Here is a 16,751-nt window from a genome sequence, read left to right on the forward strand (position 1 = left end):
TTGCAGGAGCTCTTCGGCCCCCGTCAGTCATGTTCGACAGACTAAGAGTCGCACCGCTGTCACTCAATGACCGTAACTGACAACTTATTGATCCAAATGCGCAGCGCCCCTTGGCAAGCGCTGGCATGGGCCCTACCCTAGTCGCGAACCCTGCACACGGCCGCTGACTGTTTTCCATGCGCAAACTTCTGTACCTGACCGTCTCCATGGCGTTGATCGCCGTTCTGACGACCTACGCGATGTGGGCCGCGGACCGTCCGGTGGGTCATTACCTGTCGGACCTGCGCATCAATCTCGCGGTCGATCAGGGCACACCCGCCGATCGTGGCAATCTGCTGGGCATCCAGCCCGAGCTGTTCCCCACCGACTATCAAAGCCCTGAACGCCTGCACCGCAAGCTCRCGGCCTATTTGCAGAAGGCCCAGGACCAGGGCCTGCTGAATGAAAAAACCATCGTCGTACTGCCTGAACATGTCGGCACCTGGCTGATGGTCAGCGGCGAGAAAGACGAGCTGTACCAGGCCACCACCCTCAAGGAAGCCATGAACTGGCTGGCGGTGAGCAACCCGCTGCAGTTCATCCGCGCCCTGATCAGCGCCGAAGGCAGCAACCGTCTCGACGACGCGCACTTGCGGATGAAAGCCAAACGCATGGCCAAGGATTACCAGGCGCTGTTCGGTGGCCTGGCGAAAGAATTCCACGTGACCCTGGTGGCCGGTTCCATCGTGCTGCCCGAGCCGAGCGTCAGCGACGGCACCCTGCACATCGGTCGCGGCGCGCTGTACAACAGCAGCGTGGTGTTCGGTCGCGACGGCCTGCCAATCGGCCAGCCCCAGCGACAAGTGCACCCGACATTCGCTGGACGTGGCACGCTCCAAGGCAATTCCGATCATCCGGTCAACGTCGTCGACACCCCGGCCGGACGCCTCGGCGTGCTGATCGGCAGCGACAGCTGGTACCCCGACAACTACCGCAAACTTGACGCCCAAGGCGCGCAACTGGTGGCGGTCCCGGCGTTCGTCGTCGGGCGTGGGTCCTGGGATCAACCATGGCGCGGCTATAGAGGCCTGCCCGCGCCGGGCTCTGTCAGCCTCAAGGCCGGCGAACTCAGCGAAGGTCAGGCCTGGCAGCGGCTGACGCTGACCGCCCAACCACCGGCCAGCCAGAGCATCGCCGGCATGAGTGTGTTCCTGCGCGGTCAGTTCTGGGACAAGAGCAGCGCCGGTCAAAGCTTCCTCAGCAGCAACGGGCAGCATTTCGCCGACAGCGATGCCCGCGGCGCGCAATTGCTGAACCTCTGGTTGTAAGCGATGAAACCGCAGCCGATGCGCCTCGGGGATCTGTCGGTGGGCTTCGTCCATAGCCTGGCCGACGCCGTGCGCAGCCATGGCCTGGACCCACAACCGTTGCTGGAACAGTACGGCCTCGACGCCGCGCGACTGGCCGAAGCCGGTGCCCGCCTGTCGATCCCGCGCTACATGCGTCTGGGCCACGGCGCTATTCAACTGACCGACGACCCGGCGCTGGGTTTGCGCATGGGCCAGCTCAGTCGCCTGAGCCAGGCCGGCTTGGCCGGCGTCACCGCCGCCCAGGCTCCCACCGTGCGCGAAGCGGCGCGCTGCCTGATTCGTTTCGAAGCGCTGTACGGCTCCAACTATCGAGGCCAGTCGAGCTTTCACGAAGACGCCCAAGGCGCCTGGCTGCGGTTCTATTCGATCAGCCCCTACAACGCCTACAACCGCTTCGTGGTGGATTCGATCATCGCTGGCTGGTTGCAGCAATTGTCCAGCGTGAGCCCTGCCCCACTGCGCGCCGAACGAATCGAGATCGAATTTGATGCACCGGATTACCTTGAGGCCTATGCCGTACTCGGCGAYTGTCCGATTCAGTTTGGCGCCGAACAGAATCAACTGCGCCTGGGCCTGGACAGCCTCGCCCAGCGCAACCCGGAGCACTGCCCGAGCACCTGGCGGCACCTGCTGCAACTGTGTGAACGGGAACTTGAGCAACTGACACGCACCCGCAGCCTGCGTGAACGCATCACTCAGTTGCTGGGCCCGTTGCTCAATGGTGGCCGGGAACCCGACCTGGAAGAAGTGGCGGCACGCCTGAAGCTGCCAACCTGGACCTTGCGCCGCAAACTCACCGAGGAAGGCACGCAATTTCGTGCAATTCTCAACGATACACGTCGTGACCTGGCCATGACCTACATCCGCGACACTGAACTGGCGTTCGGCGAAATCGCCTATCTTCTGGGGTTTGCCTCAGCCGAAGCCTTTCAGCGCGCTTTCAAACGCTGGAACGGCCAGACGCCCGGCGAGTTTCGCCGCAGTCAGCGTAATTACAGCTCGGTAGCGTCTTCGGCCGGTTCCAGCGGGTCCAGTTCAAAGGCCTGATACTCGAGCAGTTCTTCTTGATAATCGTCCATTATTAAACCCCCATCGCTTGTTGAAAAAATCGCTTGAATAAATGACCAACGCCTTGAGCATAAAGTGCCCGCATGAAAGAAAAATGACGCGGGTACGACACTACGTCGCTACTGAATAAAACGTAGCAGGTGGTCAGGAATTTATCACTGGATTTTTCGACACGGACTGTGGGAATACAGCCCGACTTGATGTGGATCAGTCTTGAAGGACGTTACGGGAGCGGTATCGTCTGACCCGCCCCCATAACAAGCAAGCCCATTACTGGCCGGAGACAGGTATCGCCGAAATCGGCTCGGTCGGTGGCGGCAGCGTGCTCGAGTCCGCTACTGGAGTGACCGTTTCCGTGGACGACGTCGGCTCGGTGCTCTTGGCCGGGGTAATCGGCGCTGTTTCAGCAGGCGGCACAACAGGCTCCGAAGTGGCAGGCGCGGCGGCAGGTGCGGGCTCGGCTGCCGGCGCTGGTGCAGGTGCAGGTGCAGGTTCTGCCGCCGGTGCCGGGGTTGGCGCCAACTGAGCGGGCGCAGCCTTGGCTTCAGGCATCCCCAGTTCGGTTTTCGGCTTCTCGATAATGTGCGCGGCCTTCTTCGCTTCCGGCGGCAGGAACAGTTCGACCAGGGTAAAGAAACGCTCGTAGAACTTGGCCGAGGACACGGTTTCACTGGCGACCTTGACCATCGAATCATCGGACGAGCCGATCGGCATCGATACCGAGCCCAATACGCCGACGCCGAGGCTGGCGGAGTTGTTGGTCTTTTTCAGCGCATATCGGTCCTGCAGGGCGTTGGCGAACATGGTCGCATGGTGCCCCTCGCTGCCGTCATCGGCACAAACCACACTGAAGCTGATCTCCATATGGGTTTCGCCGGTCTGCTGGAAGCTCTTGTGCCCACTGACCAGTTTCGGATCGCTGCTGGTGATGATGTAACCCTGGCTAAGCAAGGCCCGACGGGCGGCTTCGCAGGTTTGCGCATCGGTCACCGGGTAGCTGCGCGAAAACGTTCCCGAGTCGTCGAAGTTCTCATGCTCATAGATGGCGGCCTTCTTCGACGAACAACCGGCAGCGGCGGCCAGCACCAAGGCCAGCCCTACAACACGCATGGGAATTGATTTAAACATTGAACATCCTGAGGAAAACGGTTCGAGGCGTATTGTGCAACAGATCGATGCTTAGCGGAGCAACGATTGTCTAAAACGGCTACAGATTCATTGACCATCATCTCGGGAGAAAGTCCCGCCGGAGCAAAAATCAAAAAATCACCGCCCGTGGCAGCGCCTAAAGATGACCGCGCGCGCCCCCCCTGAAAGCGCTAGCGCAGGCTGCGATCTTTTCGTTTCCCCCATAAAAAAACCCCAACCTTTCGGCTGGGGTCCTTTGTGTCGCGCAAAACTCAGTCAGGCATCAGAAACGCTTGATCTCAGCCTCACGCTCCAGCAGCTTGCGGTAGGCCGCGAAGTCTTGCTGGCCAATGCGCGAGGCGAGGAAGCGACGGTATTGAGCCTTCTCTTCTTCGGTCGGCGCAGCGCCTTCATTCACGCCGTTCAGACGCACGACCACCAGGCTACCATCGGCCAGAGTCACGCTGCTGAAGGTCGGCTTGTCCTTGGAGACTGGCTTGGGCATGCGGAACAACGCTTGCAGCACGGTTGGGTCGACCCCTTCCTGAGCGCGAGTCGCGGTTGCGGTAACTTTCCAGTTCTGACCATCGATCGCCTTGTCCAGTGCAGTCTTGCCATCACGCAAGCTGGCGATCAGTTGATCGGCCTTGGTCTTGGCGGCGGCACTGGCGTGCTCCTTGGTCAATTGCACGCGGATGCTGGCAGCCACGCTTTCCAGCGGCAGTTGCTCAGGCTTGCGGTGCTCCTTGGCGCGCAGCACGATCACGGTTTCCGGATCCAGCTCGATGGCGGTGCTGTTGGCACCCTCATCCAGCACTTCAGGACTGAATGCAGCGGTCACCACGGCACGATTGGCCGCAACGCCTTCGCCACCTTCACGGCCGAATGGCGCGGACGTGTGAACGGTCAGCTTCAGGTCTTGTGCCGGCTGGGCCAGATCAGAGGACTCGAACGAGGAGTCTTCCAATTGCTTGGTCGCTTCGACGAAACGCTGCTCGACTTGCTGGGTTTTCAACTCGCGGGTCAGCTTGTCTTTCAGGCTGGCGAACGTTGGCACTTCAGGCGCTTCGACACCCAACAGCTTGATCAGGTGGAAACCGAAATCAGTGCGAACTGGCTCCGAGACCTGATCCTTGGCCAACGAATACAGGGCTTTTTCAAACGCTGGATCGTAGACGCCCGGACCTGCAAAACCGAGGTCACCGCCGTTGTTCGCCGAACCTGGATCCTGGGAGAACTCCTTGGCCAAGGCCTCGAAACTCTCGCCTTTGGCCAGACGCGCCTGAACTTCTTCGATCTTGGCCTTGGCTTGCGCCTCGGTCACCTTGTCGTTCACTTCGATCAGAATGTGCGCAGCCCGGCGTTGCTCGGACAGGTTCGCGGTTTCTTTCTGATACGCCGCTTGCAAGTCTTCGTCCTTGACGCTGACCTGATCGAAGAACGATGCCTTCTTCAATTCAAGGTAATCGATGACCACCTGATCTGGCGTCATGAACTCCTTGGCGTGTTCGTCGTAGTAGGCCTTGACCTCATCGTCGGTCAGTTTCACTGCCGCCGGGTCTGCCTTGATGTTCACGGTGGCGAAATCACGGGTCTGCTTTTCCAGACGGGCGAAGGCCAACACCTGTGCATCGGTGACGAAACCGCTACCGGCCAGGCCAGCGCGCAGCTGACCGATCAGCATTTCCTGAGCCAGCATCTGACGGAATTGCAGACGGCTGTAGCCCAGTTGACGGATGACCTGGTCGAAACGCTCAGGGCTGAACTTGCCGTTCACCTGGAACTCAGGCGTTTGCAGGATCACCTGATCCAAAGCGGCTTCGGAGAAAGCGAATTTCGATTTTTCTGCGCCTTGCAGCAGCAGTTTGCGATCGATCAGGCCTTTGAGGGCCGATTCGCGCAGCATTTTTTCGTCGAGCAAGGAAGCATCGAAATCCTTGCCCAGCTGTTGCATGAGCTGACGGCGTTGCATATCGACCGCCTGGCTCAGCTCGTTCTGGCTGATTTCTTCGCCGTTGACCTTGGCCGCGTCATTTTTGTGCGTCGTGGCCTTGAAAATAGCGTCGAAACCGGTCAAAGCCATCAGTGCAACGATGACCCCGATAATGGTCTTGGCAATCCAGCCTTGTGAATTGTCCCTGATATTCTGCAGCATGCGTCCCCCAGAAACGGTTGAACTTCAAAATTAGGCAACCGTGGAGCGTGGGTAGAATCCGGATAGAAGAAAGGCGCATCCGAGGATGCGCCTTCTCGTAACTGGCGGAGCGGACGGGACTCGAACCCGCGACCCCCGGCGTGACAGGCCGGTATTCTAACCGACTGAACTACCGCTCCGCTGCCAAGTCAGGAATGACCCCGACCCGGATAGGCAAAAACCTGAATCGAACTTAGTTGACAGCTTCTTTCAGTGCTTTACCGGCTTTGAAACCTGGTTTTTTGGCTGCTGCGATTTCCAGCGTCTTACCGGTCTGTGGGTTACGACCGATGCGAGCTGGACGATCAGTCACGGAGAAAGTACCGAAACCAACCAGAACAACAGAATCACCAGCCTTGAGAGCGCCAGTGACGGATTCGATTACAGCGTCCAGCGCACGGCCAGCAGCAGCTTTCGGGATATCAGCGGATGCAGCGATAGCATCAATCAGTTCCGACTTGTTCACTCTAAGTCCCCTTATATCTATTTGAGTTTGATTCTAAGTTTTTTGGTGAAAGCAAAAAAAACGAGTGCTGAATGGCCTACAGACACTTAAGAGCCGCTTTATAACAAGGGCTCTAAAAAACTGTCAAGGAAGCCCCCCAGGCAAATGCGTACTAATGCGTGCTAATTCTTTCCTTAGAGTCAGACTCGCGTTTGTCATCCTTTGCAACGATCTCCGGAACCACATCCGGCAAGGGTTCCGGCGCGTATTGCAGCGCAATTTGCAGGACCTCGTCAATCCATTTAACGGGTTTAATCTGTAGATCTTGCTTGATGTTGTCAGGAATTTCCTTCAGATCGCGTACGTTCTCTTCAGGAATGATCACCGTCTTGATTCCGCCACGGTGAGCAGCCAGCAGTTTTTCCTTCAAGCCACCGATCGCCAGCACCTGACCACGCAAGGTGATTTCGCCGGTCATGGCGACGTCCGCTCTTACAGGAATGCCAGTCAATGCCGACACCAGGGCCGTGCACATGCCTACACCGGCGCTAGGGCCGTCTTTCGGGGTCGCCCCTTCAGGCATGTGGATATGCGTGTCGCGCTTCTCATGGAAGTCCAGGGGAATCCCCAGGCTCTTCGCACGGCTGCGGACAACGGTCAGGGCTGCGGTGATCGATTCGACCATCACGTCACCCAGAGAACCGGTCTTGATCAATTGGCCTTTACCCGGCACGACTGCGGCTTCGATGGTCAGTAATTCGCCGCCCACCTGGGTCCACGCCAGGCCGGTGACCTGACCGATCTGATCCTGCTGCTCAGCCAGGCCGTAACGGAATTTACGCACGCCCAGGAAGTGTTCCAGCATCTCGGCAGTCACCTTCACCGAGAAGCGTTTTTCCAGAGCATGCTCTTTGACCGCCTTGCGGCAAACCTTGGCAATCTGGCGCTCCAGCCCACGTACACCGGCTTCGCGGGTGTAGTAGCGGATGATGTCGCGGATCGCTTCGGCGTCGAATTCCAGTTCGCCTTTTTTCAGTCCGTTGGCAGCAATCTGCTTGGGCGAAAGGTATTTGACGGCAATGTTGATCTTCTCGTCTTCGGTGTAACCCGGCAGACGAATCACTTCCATCCGGTCCAGCAGCGCCGGTGGAATATTCATCGAGTTGGAGGTGCACAGGAACATCACATCGGACAGGTCGTAGTCGACTTCCAGATAGTGATCGTTGAAGTTGTGGTTTTGCTCGGGGTCGAGCACTTCCAGCAACGCCGACGCTGGATCGCCACGCATGTCGCTGCCCATTTTGTCGATTTCATCGAGCAGGAACAGCGGGTTGCGGACGCCCACCTTTGTCATCTTTTGAATCAATCTTCCTGGCATCGAACCGATATAAGTCCGGCGATGACCACGAATTTCCGCCTCATCGCGCACGCCACCGAGGGCCATGCGGACGAATTTGCGGTTGGTTGCATGGGCAATCGACTCCGCCAGAGAGGTTTTACCCACCCCTGGAGGACCGACCAGGCACAATACCGGGCCGCGAATCTTCTTCACGCGCTTCTGCACGGCGAGGTATTCGAGGATGCGCTCTTTGACTTCTTCCAGACCGTAGTGGTCGGCGTCGAGAATGTCTTCGGCACGGGCCAGGTCCAGGCGCACTTTGCTCTGGGCTTTCCATGGCACTTGAACCAGCCAGTCGATGTACGAACGCACCACGGTCGCTTCCGCGGACATTGGCGACATTTGCTTCAGCTTGTTCAGTTCGGCCTGAGCCTTGGCCAACGCATCTTTCGGCAGACCGGCGGCATCGATGCGCTTTTTCAGCTCTTCGATTTCGTTGTGGCCTTCGTCGCTGTCACCCAGCTCTTTCTGAATGGCCTTCATCTGCTCATTCAGGTAGTACTCGCGCTGGCTGCGCTCCATTTGCTTCTTAACGCGGCCGCGAATGCGTTTTTCGACTTGCAGCAGATCGATCTCGGCATCCAGCAACGCCAGAACGTGCTCGACCCGGGCCGACAAATCGATGATTTCGAGGATTTCCTGCTTCTGCTCGATCTTCAGGGCCATGTGCGCGGCCATGGTGTCGACCAGGCGGCCCGGCTCGTCGATGCTGTTGAGCGACGACAGGACTTCAGCGGGGACTTTCTTACCCAGCTGCACATATTGTTCGAACTGAGCCAGCAGGCTGCGGACAAACACTTCCGATTCGCGCTCTGGCGCTTCGGTTTCGTCGATCAACGAGACTTCGGCACGGCAGTGGCCGTCGACTTCGCTGAAGCGCTCCACGGCGCCCCGCTGCTCGCCTTCGACAAGAACCTTGACGGTGCCGTCAGGCAGTTTGAGCAGCTGCAGAACGGTAGCAATGGTGCCTACGCGATAAAGTGCTTCTTCACCGGGATCGTCGTCAGCAGGATTCCGCTGAGCCAGCAGAAGGATCTGCTTGTCGCCCGTCATCGCTGCCTCGAGAGCTTCGATGGATTTCTCGCGCCCCACGAACAGCGGGATAACCATGTGCGGATAAACCACGACATCACGCAATGGCAGGAGAGGCAATTCGATGGTCGTCTTCATGATTTCGCCTCTACGGCGGCCATAAGGCCGTAAACAGATGGAAGTAAGCTTGAAACCAAGATGGGGGCTGTTTTCAAAAAAAACAAGCGGATAAAAGAATCACTTAAAAAATCAGAGCTTACGGTAGCGCCTGCATTTATCCCGGCGCATCCAGAAATTCAGGTTAGCTGCCCCGTCTCCCACAATAGCAAAGGGGCCCGAAGGCCCCTTCTTTATTCCAGCAGTGTGACGCTTAAGCGTCTGGCGCTGCCTTGGCAGTCGGCTCACTGTTCTCATAGAGATACAGAGGCTTGGACTTGCCTTCTATAACGCTTTCGTCGATCACTACTTTACTCACCTCGGACTGCGAGGGGATTTCATACATAGTGTCGAGCAATACACCTTCGAGAATCGAGCGCAGGCCACGGGCACCGGTTTTGCGTTCCAGGGCACGTTTGGCGACCGATTTCAGCGCGTCGGCCCGGAATTCCAGGTCCACGCCTTCCATCTCGAACAGCTTGGCATACTGCTTGGTCAGGGCATTCTTCGGCTCGGTGAGAATCTGCATCAGCGCAGCCTCATCAAGCTCGTCCAGCGTGGCAAGTACCGGCAGACGCCCGACGAATTCCGGGATCAGACCGAACTTGACCAGATCGTCAGGCTCGACTTCACGCAGGGATTCACCGACTTTCTTGCCTTCTTCCTTGCTGCGCACTTCTGCGTTGAAGCCGATGCCGCCACGGGTGGAACGGTTTTGAATAACCTTTTCCAGACCGGAGAACGCACCACCGCAGATGAACAGGATGTTACGGGTGTCGACCTGAAGGAATTCCTGCTGCGGATGCTTGCGACCACCTTGAGGTGGAACGGAAGCGACCGTGCCTTCGATCAACTTGAGCAGGGCCTGCTGCACGCCTTCACCGGAAACGTCCCGGGTGATCGACGGGTTGTCAGACTTGCGCGAGATCTTGTCGATCTCATCGATGTAGACAATGCCCATCTGGGCCTTTTCTACGTCGTAATCGCACTTCTGCAGCAGCTTCTGAATGATGTTCTCGACATCTTCGCCCACATAACCCGCCTCGGTGAGGGTGGTTGCGTCGGCGATGGTGAACGGAACGTTCAGCAAGCGGGCCAGAGTTTCGGCAAGCAGGGTTTTACCCGAGCCTGTCGGGCCGATCAGCAAGATGTTGCTTTTGCCGAGTTCGACGTCGTCATTCTTTTTGTCGCGCTGGTTCAGACGCTTGTAGTGGTTATACACCGCTACGGCCAGAACCTTTTTCGCACGTTCCTGACCAATCACGTACTGATCAAGGATGCCGCTGATTTCTTTAGGCGAAGGCAATTTATGCGCGCTGCTTTCGGCCTGGGCTTCCTGCACCTCCTCACGGATGATGTCATTGCACAGGTCGACGCACTCGTCGCAGATAAAGACCGAGGGGCCGGCAATCAATTTGCGCACTTCATGCTGGCTTTTGCCACAGAAGGAGCAATAGAGCAGTTTGCCGTTGTCCTCGCCGTTGCGGGTGTCAGTCATTCGATCGATCCAAATCCGATAGGCTTGCAACACAAGATGAAGGCAATTGCAGGCTTTTTCAAGCCCGCAGGCGGTCAGTTACCCCGACCACCTACATTTGGGCTGCTTAGGCGGGCATTTTACGCTTGTCGATCACAGAGTCGATCAGGCCATATTCAGCCGCACGCTCAGCGCTCATGAAGTTGTCGCGCTCGGTATCGCGCTCGATGGTTTCGAGGCTCTGACCGGTGTGATGAGCCAACAGCTGGTTCAAACGCGAACGAATGTGGAGGATTTCCTTGGCATGGATGTCGATGTCCGACGCCTGACCCTGGAAGCCGCCCAACGGCTGGTGAATCATCATGCGCGAGTTCGGCAGGCAGAAACGCTTGCCGGCAGCACCACCGGCAAGCAGGAAGGCACCCATGCTGCAGGCCTGACCGATGCAGGTGGTGGAAACGTCTGGCTTGATGAACTGCATGGTGTCGTAGATCGACATGCCCGCAGTCACCGAACCGCCTGGTGAGTTGATGTAAAGATGGATGTCCTTGTCCGGGTTTTCCGCTTCAAGGAACAGCAGTTGCGCCGCAACCAGGTTGGCCATGTAGTCTTCTACCGGACCTACCAGGAAGATCACTCGCTCCTTCAACAGGCGCGAGTAGATGTCATAGGCACGTTCGCCACGGGCAGACTGCTCGATAACCATCGGGACCAGACCGCCTGCGGCCTGGATGTCAGAGCTCTGATAATAAGAATTGCGGGACATGTCTCGCAGTCACTCCCAAATAGTTATGTCTTGAATACGCATAAGCCAGCACGAAGGCTGGCTTATGGTGTGTACTTCTTACCGCAAAACCAATCAGTCGGCTTGTGGAGCTTCTACCGGCTTGACCGCTTCTTCGTAAGAGACCGATTTGTCGGTCACGCTAGCTTTCTGCAGAACAGTATCCACAACTTGCTCTTCCAGCACAACCGAACGGACTTCGTTCAGTTGCTGGTCGTTCTTGTAGTACCAGGACACAACCTGCTCAGGCTCTTGGTAGGCCGAAGCCATTTCCTGAATCATCTCGCGAACGCGGGCTTCGTCAGGCTTGAGGTCGAATTGCTTGACCACTTCAGCCACGATCAGACCCAGCACGACGCGGCGCTTGGCTTGCTCTTCGAACAGCTCGGCCGGCAGTTGGTCAGGCTTGATGTTGCCACCGAACTGCTGAACAGCCTGCACGCGCAGACGGTCGACTTCGTTGGACAGCAGAGCCTTAGGCACTTCGATCGGGTTGGTGGCCAGCAGACCGTCCATCACCTGATTCTTGACCTTGGATTTGATCGCCTGACGCAGTTCGCGCTCCATGTTCTTGCGAACTTCGGTGCGGAAGCCTTCCAGACCGGTTTCCTTGATGCCGAATTGAGCGAAGAACTCTTCGGTCAGCTCTGGCAGTTTAGGCTCGGAAACGGTGTTCACGGTCACGGTGAACTCAGCAGTTTTGCCTGCCAGGTCGAGGTTCTGGTAGTCCTCTGGGAAGGTCAGGTTCAGAACGCGCTCTTCGCCGGCTTTAGCGCCAACCAGACCGTCTTCGAAACCAGGGATCATGCGGCCGGAACCCAGCACCAGCTGAGTACCTTTGGCAGAACCACCTGCGAACACTTCACCGTCGACCTTGCCGACGAAATCGATGTTCAGCTGGTCTTCGTTCTGGGCAGCGCGTTCGGCCACTTCAAAACGGGTGTTCTGCTTGCGCAGGACTTCCAGCATCTTGTCCAGATCGGCGTCAGCCACTTCGGCGCTCAGGCGCTCGACGGTGATGCCTTCGAAACCGGCAACGGTGAACTCAGGGAACACTTCGAATACGGCTACGTATTCCAGGTCCTTGCCCGCTTCCAGGGTTTTAGGTTCGATCGAAGGCGAACCAGCCGGATTCAGCTTCTGCTCGACGACAGCTTCGTAGAAGGAAGACTGGATCACGTCGCCCACGGCTTCTTGACGTGCATCAGCCCCGAAACGCTGACGGATCACGCTCATTGGCACTTTGCCTGGACGGAAGCCAGCGATCTTGGCCTTTTGGGCAGTCTGCTGCAGACGCTTGTTGACCTGAGTCTCGATGCGCTCAGCCGGCACGGTGATGCTCATGCGGCGCTCAAGAGCAGAAGTATTTTCAACAGAAACTTGCATGGATATTCCTCGTTGCACAGACGTTAGCCGGCCGTTTCCGACCCCAGAATCAAGGGCATGCATTCTAGTGGGTCAAACTCAAGAAGTCACCCTACTGAAAACGGGTAAAAAAACAGCAGGCAATTTATAGGCGGGGACAAACGGTTGTGCCTCGCCCTGTTAGCAAATACAGCCAATCAAGCCAGGGCTCTGCACCCACCTTCCTATATATAGAAGGAATCGGCAATCCGCCCCTGACAGCCAACCCCGCGAGGGGATCGGCGGGCAAATCAGGCATCATCGAGAAACATAAATACGACGAAGCGACCTGCCCCTGCGGCCCACAACCTGCAGCCACCAACACTCAAACCACTGAAACAAAAAAGGCGCCAGACTGTTAAATCTGGCGCCTTTCGGAATATGGGGTGGACGATGGGGATCGAACCCACGACAACGGGAGTCACAATCCCGTGCTCTACCAACTGAGCTACGCCCACCATATTGCGTGACAAAGAAGCCAAACAACTTCTTTGTTGAACCTCAATCATGCCAATCGGCATGAGTGAAGCTTTATTTGGTGCGGATGAAGAGACTCGAACTCTTACGCCTCGCGGCGCTGGAACCTAAATCCAGTGTGTCTACCAATTCCACCACATCCGCGGGTTGAAGCTGTTAAAGCAAAGGCGCCAGACTATTAATCTGGCGCCTTTCGAAATATGGGGTGGACGATGGGGATCGAACCCACGACAACGGGAGTCACAATCCCGTGCTCTACCAACTGAGCTACGCCCACCATATCGCGCTACTTGTGCCAATGCTGCCTAATGGCGCACCCGGCAGGACTCGAACCTGCGACCATCCGCTTAGAAGGCGGATGCTCTATCCAGCTGAGCTACGGGCGCCTTGTTAATCTGTACCCTTGAAGGACTACAAACTAAGTGCTTTTCAGTCTTGCGGAACCGTAACTCCGCTCGACCTTCTTAACCAGTGCTAGGCTGTGCCCGACAAGTGCGACGAATAGTATAGAGCCCCCTGAAGGTCGTCAAATCCTTTTTGAAAAAAATTCATTTAATTAAAGGAGTTAGGGGAATTTGCAGACCAAGCGCCTTTGCCCTCACCTCGTGACATGCGAGAATGCGCTCTCTTTTTTTCCCCTCTCGATGGTTAATCACGCGCAATGACTGCACAACTAATCGACGGCAAATCGATCGCCGCCAGCCTGCGCCAGCAGATCGCCAAACGAGTTGCCGAGCGTCGCCAGCAAGGCCTGCGCACACCCGGCCTCGCGGTGATCCTGGTCGGCAGCGATCCTGCCTCTCAGGTTTATGTCTCGCACAAGCGTAAAGACTGTGAAGAGGTCGGCTTCCTATCCCAAGCCTATGACCTGCCTGCCGACACCACTCAAGCAGCGCTGACCGATCTGATCGATCGCCTGAACGACGACCCGGCAATCGACGGCGTTCTGCTTCAGTTGCCTCTACCTGAACACCTGGACGCCTCCAAATTGCTGGAGCGCATTCGTCCCGACAAGGACGTCGACGGTTTCCACCCTTATAACGTCGGTCGCCTGGCCCAGCGCATTCCGCTGCTGCGCCCGTGCACGCCCAAAGGCATCATGACGCTGCTGGAAAGCACCGGCGTCAATCTTTACGGGATGGACGCGGTCATTGTCGGGGCTTCCAACATTGTTGGTCGTCCGATGGCGATGGAACTGCTGCTGGCCGGTTGCACCGTGACGGTCACCCACCGCTTCACCAAGGATCTGGCCGGCCACGTCGGTCGCGCCGACTTGGTAGTGGTTGCCGCCGGCAAGCCGGGCCTGGTCAAAGGTGAGTGGATCAAGGAAGGCGCGATCGTGATCGACGTCGGCATCAACCGTCAGGCAGACGGCAAACTGGTCGGCGACGTGACTTACGAATCCGCCCTGGCCCGTGCCGGCTGGATCACTCCGGTACCGGGTGGCGTAGGCCCGATGACCCGCGCCTGCCTGCTGGAAAACACGTTGTACGCCGCCGAAACACTGCACAGCTGAGTTAACTCTCACCCTGCTGCACCCAAAAGAACCCCGCCCATCGCGGGGTTCTTTTTGCCTGTAGCAAACAGCTCGGTCACAGAGGTCGGACAACTGCAAAGCCAAATAGTAAAGAAAGAGTTACAGCATTAAATATTCTTCACTTTTACCCCCCGTCTTGCAGGCGCCTATGGCTTTCCTGGCACATACTCCTAAAATGCGTCGTTTTTAAGAAACAGCCCGTTACAGAACGGCATATCCACCCTTTATGAGTCTGCCAGCGTGAAAATCCGTCTTTCCATCCTGAGCCTAGTTTTTGCAGTTACAGGGACTTTCATCACGCCAACGGTCAACGCCGGTGAAACCACCGCGGCACCACGAGACACTGCACAACTGAAGATCGCTTCCGGCAGCGCTTTGCTGATGGATCTGCAAACCAACAAAGTCATCTATGCCAGCAATCCTGACGTCGTCGTACCCATCGCCTCCGTCAGCAAACTGATGACCGGCCTGGTGGTCGTAGAAGCGCGGCAGAACATGGACGAATATATTCCCGTTAACATCAGCGACACCCCGGAAATGAAAGGCGTGTTCTCCCGAGTCAAACTCCAAAGCGAATTGACGCGCCGCGAGATGCTGTTGATCGCCCTGATGTCATCGGAAAACCGTGCCGCCGCAACCTTGGCGCATCACTATCCGGGCGGTTACGTCGCGTTCATTGCCGCCATGAACGCCAAAGCCAAGGCGCTGGGCATGACCAGTACCCACTTCGTCGAACCGACGGGTCTCTCCCCGCGCAACGTGTCCACCGCCCGCGACCTGAGCAAACTGCTGATCGCCGCGCACAAGTACCCACTCTTGACCGAGCTGAGCACGACCAAGGAAAAAACCGTTACATTCCGTAAACCCAACTACAGCCTGGGTTTCCACAATACCGACCACTTGATCAACAAGCCGAACTGGGACATCAAGCTGACGAAAACCGGGTTTACCAACCAGGCCGGTCACTGCCTGGTGCTGGTGACCAGCATGGGCAACCGTCCGGTTGCGCTGGTGATTCTCGATGCCTTCGGCAAGTACACGCACTTTGCCGATGCGACCCGTATTCGCAGCTGGGTTGAAACCGGCAAGAGCACCAACGTGCCATCCGTCGCCCTGCAGTACAAGTCAGACAAGAACCTCAAGCATCGCCAGAGCGGTGTGATTGAAGCCTCAAAATAAGGTCGAAACATCCATAAATGAAAAGCCCCGAATTTTCGGGGCTTTTTTTGTCCAGCGATCAATCATTGGGCAACGGCATCTGATCGTCATCCGGAATGCCATCCCCGGCACTCGGGTCTCGCCAGCCCTGTGGATGCTTCGTCGGCACCACGGTCGGCCTGGCCAAGGGATCCCTTAGCGGGCTGTCCGGATCCATCACCGGGTCCAGGTCCGCCTCGGGGGTTGTTGGAACGTTTTCGGGAGGGTCCGAATGTTTGTCGTCGAAGCTCGAATCGGTAGACATATGCACCTCTGACTAAGACTTGGGTTTCAGATTACCGAGCGGGTCGTAAGGCTTTGCCGGTGTCTTCTTGCCCTCCTCACCCGGTTTTATATCTTTGGGTGCCCTGGCAGGTCCGATGGGGTCGACCTGAGGATCAGCAACGTCCGGAGAGTCGGGGTCGAACCCCAACTCATTATCGGACGAATGCTCGGACGAGTGTGGGCCGACGGGGGTATTGGATTGAGCCATGGACGCCTCCTGGTCACGGCCCGGCGAGAAACCCGGGCCCTTTACATCAGAGGCGAACAACGTCGAGTAGTGCCCGGCGGATGACAAACGGAAACTACTGCGCGGTCAGCGCCTTCTTCGCCCTGGCTGCCGCTTGCTCCTGACCTGACTGGGCAAGATCGTTCGCCGCTTTCAGCCAGCGCTGCTGATCGACGTTGGCCGGAATCTGGTCCGGCTTCTGGATCAAAACGGCCCAACCGCCTGCATTCTCGAGCGCCGACTCAAAGGCGCTGAACCCCATCAGCAACCGACGATCCATCCCGGTGCGCAGCAACACGGTCTGCTTCTGACGGTTGTAACCGGCAAGAATGGCGTATCGCGGCCCGGCCCAGAATGCCGAGCCTTCAGTAATGCGTACCATCACCGGATAACCGGCTGCGACCTGGGTCAGCAGCGCCGACAATTGGCTGTCGAGGGGATAGACCACCATCCCGTATTCGCGGGCGAGGTTTTGCATGTTCTGCTGCAACCGGTCTTCGGCGCCCGGTAAATTCAGGGGCTTTTCAAGCAACCCCGGAGTTATCACGATGTCCTGTTGGGACAACAGGCTGGCCAGCACTTGAGGCCCGCTC

At 57.4% G+C, this 16,751-nt stretch carries 14 protein-coding genes and 5 tRNA genes; 4 read left to right on the forward strand and 15 right to left on the reverse strand.

The genetic code is table 11. The features are described 5' to 3' along the window. Window positions 1–176 precede the first annotated feature (176 nt). Window positions 177–1,307: a carbon-nitrogen hydrolase family protein gene (locus AC1DIS_RS12520; protein ID WP_477780900.1), complete on the forward strand. Its 1,131-nt coding sequence runs from the start codon at window positions 177–179 to the stop codon at window positions 1,305–1,307. A 3-nt stretch (window positions 1,308–1,310) separates the two neighbouring features. Then, window positions 1,311–2,396 (forward strand): AraC family transcriptional regulator, encoded by a 1,086-nt coding sequence (locus tag AC1DIS_RS12525; protein WP_018925427.1) that lies wholly within the window; start codon window positions 1,311–1,313, stop codon window positions 2,394–2,396. Between the two features lie 291 nt (window positions 2,397–2,687). Here the strand turns inward: AC1DIS_RS12525 and AC1DIS_RS12530 are convergent, their stop codons facing one another. The 12 genes from AC1DIS_RS12530 to AC1DIS_RS12585 all read right to left on the reverse strand — a co-directional run bounded on the left by AC1DIS_RS12530 (window position 2,688) and on the right by AC1DIS_RS12585 (window position 13,299). Further along, window positions 2,688–3,545, reverse strand: coding sequence for a DUF2242 domain-containing protein (locus AC1DIS_RS12530; protein ID WP_064618906.1), 858 nt, complete (start codon window positions 3,543–3,545; stop codon window positions 2,688–2,690). A gap of 283 nt (window positions 3,546–3,828) precedes the next feature. Further along, entirely contained in the window at window positions 3,829–5,700 is a 1,872-nt protein-coding gene (locus tag AC1DIS_RS12535; protein WP_019648408.1) for a SurA N-terminal domain-containing protein, read from the reverse strand. A gap of 102 nt (window positions 5,701–5,802) precedes the next feature. Then, window positions 5,803–5,879: transfer RNA gene (locus AC1DIS_RS12540), tRNA-Asp, on the reverse strand. 53 nt (window positions 5,880–5,932) lie between these two features. Beyond that, complete coding sequence (locus tag AC1DIS_RS12545; protein ID WP_002552737.1) at window positions 5,933–6,205, reverse strand: HU family DNA-binding protein; 273 nt, start codon at window positions 6,203–6,205, stop codon at window positions 5,933–5,935. Window positions 6,206–6,356: 151 nt separating this feature from the next. Continuing rightward, complete coding sequence (gene lon / locus AC1DIS_RS12550) at window positions 6,357–8,753, reverse strand: endopeptidase La (RefSeq protein WP_007940400.1); 2,397 nt, start codon at window positions 8,751–8,753, stop codon at window positions 6,357–6,359. A gap of 232 nt (window positions 8,754–8,985) precedes the next feature. Further along, window positions 8,986–10,269 carry an ATP-dependent Clp protease ATP-binding subunit ClpX gene (clpX, locus tag AC1DIS_RS12555; protein WP_018925424.1) on the reverse strand — a complete coding sequence of 428 codons (1,284 nt, stop codon included), beginning with the start codon at window positions 10,267–10,269 and terminating at the stop codon, window positions 8,986–8,988. A 106-nt stretch (window positions 10,270–10,375) separates the two neighbouring features. Continuing rightward, complete coding sequence (clpP, locus tag AC1DIS_RS12560; protein ID WP_018925423.1) at window positions 10,376–11,014, reverse strand: ATP-dependent Clp endopeptidase proteolytic subunit ClpP; 639 nt, start codon at window positions 11,012–11,014, stop codon at window positions 10,376–10,378. Between the two features lie 93 nt (window positions 11,015–11,107). Continuing rightward, window positions 11,108–12,418 carry a trigger factor gene (gene tig / locus AC1DIS_RS12565; RefSeq protein WP_026286355.1) on the reverse strand — a complete coding sequence of 437 codons (1,311 nt, stop codon included), beginning with the start codon at window positions 12,416–12,418 and terminating at the stop codon, window positions 11,108–11,110. A 400-nt stretch (window positions 12,419–12,818) separates the two neighbouring features. Further along, window positions 12,819–12,894: transfer RNA gene (locus AC1DIS_RS12570), tRNA-His, on the reverse strand. 78 nt (window positions 12,895–12,972) lie between these two features. Further along, window positions 12,973–13,057, reverse strand: a tRNA-Leu gene (locus AC1DIS_RS12575). 57 nt (window positions 13,058–13,114) lie between these two features. Beyond that, a tRNA-His gene (locus AC1DIS_RS12580) sits at window positions 13,115–13,190 on the reverse strand. 32 nt (window positions 13,191–13,222) lie between these two features. Then, window positions 13,223–13,299, reverse strand: a tRNA-Arg gene (locus tag AC1DIS_RS12585). Between the two features lie 275 nt (window positions 13,300–13,574). Here AC1DIS_RS12585 and folD point away from each other — a divergent pair. Both folD and pbpG read left to right on the forward strand, forming a co-directional pair. Further along, on the forward strand, window positions 13,575–14,429 hold the full coding sequence (folD, locus tag AC1DIS_RS12590; RefSeq protein ID WP_018925421.1) for a bifunctional methylenetetrahydrofolate dehydrogenase/methenyltetrahydrofolate cyclohydrolase FolD: 855 nt from the start codon (window positions 13,575–13,577) through the stop codon (window positions 14,427–14,429). Window positions 14,430–14,690: 261 nt separating this feature from the next. Next, the gene (gene pbpG, locus AC1DIS_RS12595) at window positions 14,691–15,629 is read left to right on the forward strand and encodes a D-alanyl-D-alanine endopeptidase (protein ID WP_018925420.1); all 939 of its coding nucleotides are present in this window, start codon (window positions 14,691–14,693) and stop codon (window positions 15,627–15,629) included. A gap of 58 nt (window positions 15,630–15,687) precedes the next feature. On the opposite strand, the gene AC1DIS_RS12600 is transcribed toward pbpG, so the two are convergent. The 3 genes from AC1DIS_RS12600 to AC1DIS_RS12610 form a co-directional block, all read right to left on the reverse strand. Further along, window positions 15,688–15,912 carry a hypothetical protein gene (locus tag AC1DIS_RS12600; protein WP_018925419.1) on the reverse strand — a complete coding sequence of 75 codons (225 nt, stop codon included), beginning with the start codon at window positions 15,910–15,912 and terminating at the stop codon, window positions 15,688–15,690. 12 nt (window positions 15,913–15,924) lie between these two features. After that, complete coding sequence (locus AC1DIS_RS12605) at window positions 15,925–16,140, reverse strand: DUF6021 family protein (RefSeq protein ID WP_086945071.1); 216 nt, start codon at window positions 16,138–16,140, stop codon at window positions 15,925–15,927. 94 nt (window positions 16,141–16,234) lie between these two features. Beyond that, window positions 16,235–16,751, reverse strand: a 517-nt coding sequence (locus AC1DIS_RS12610; RefSeq protein ID WP_477780901.1) for a cysteine peptidase family C39 domain-containing protein, incomplete at its 5' end; no start/stop codon positions are given.

It is taken from the genome of Pseudomonas sp. 05N433 (assembly GCF_056396925.1).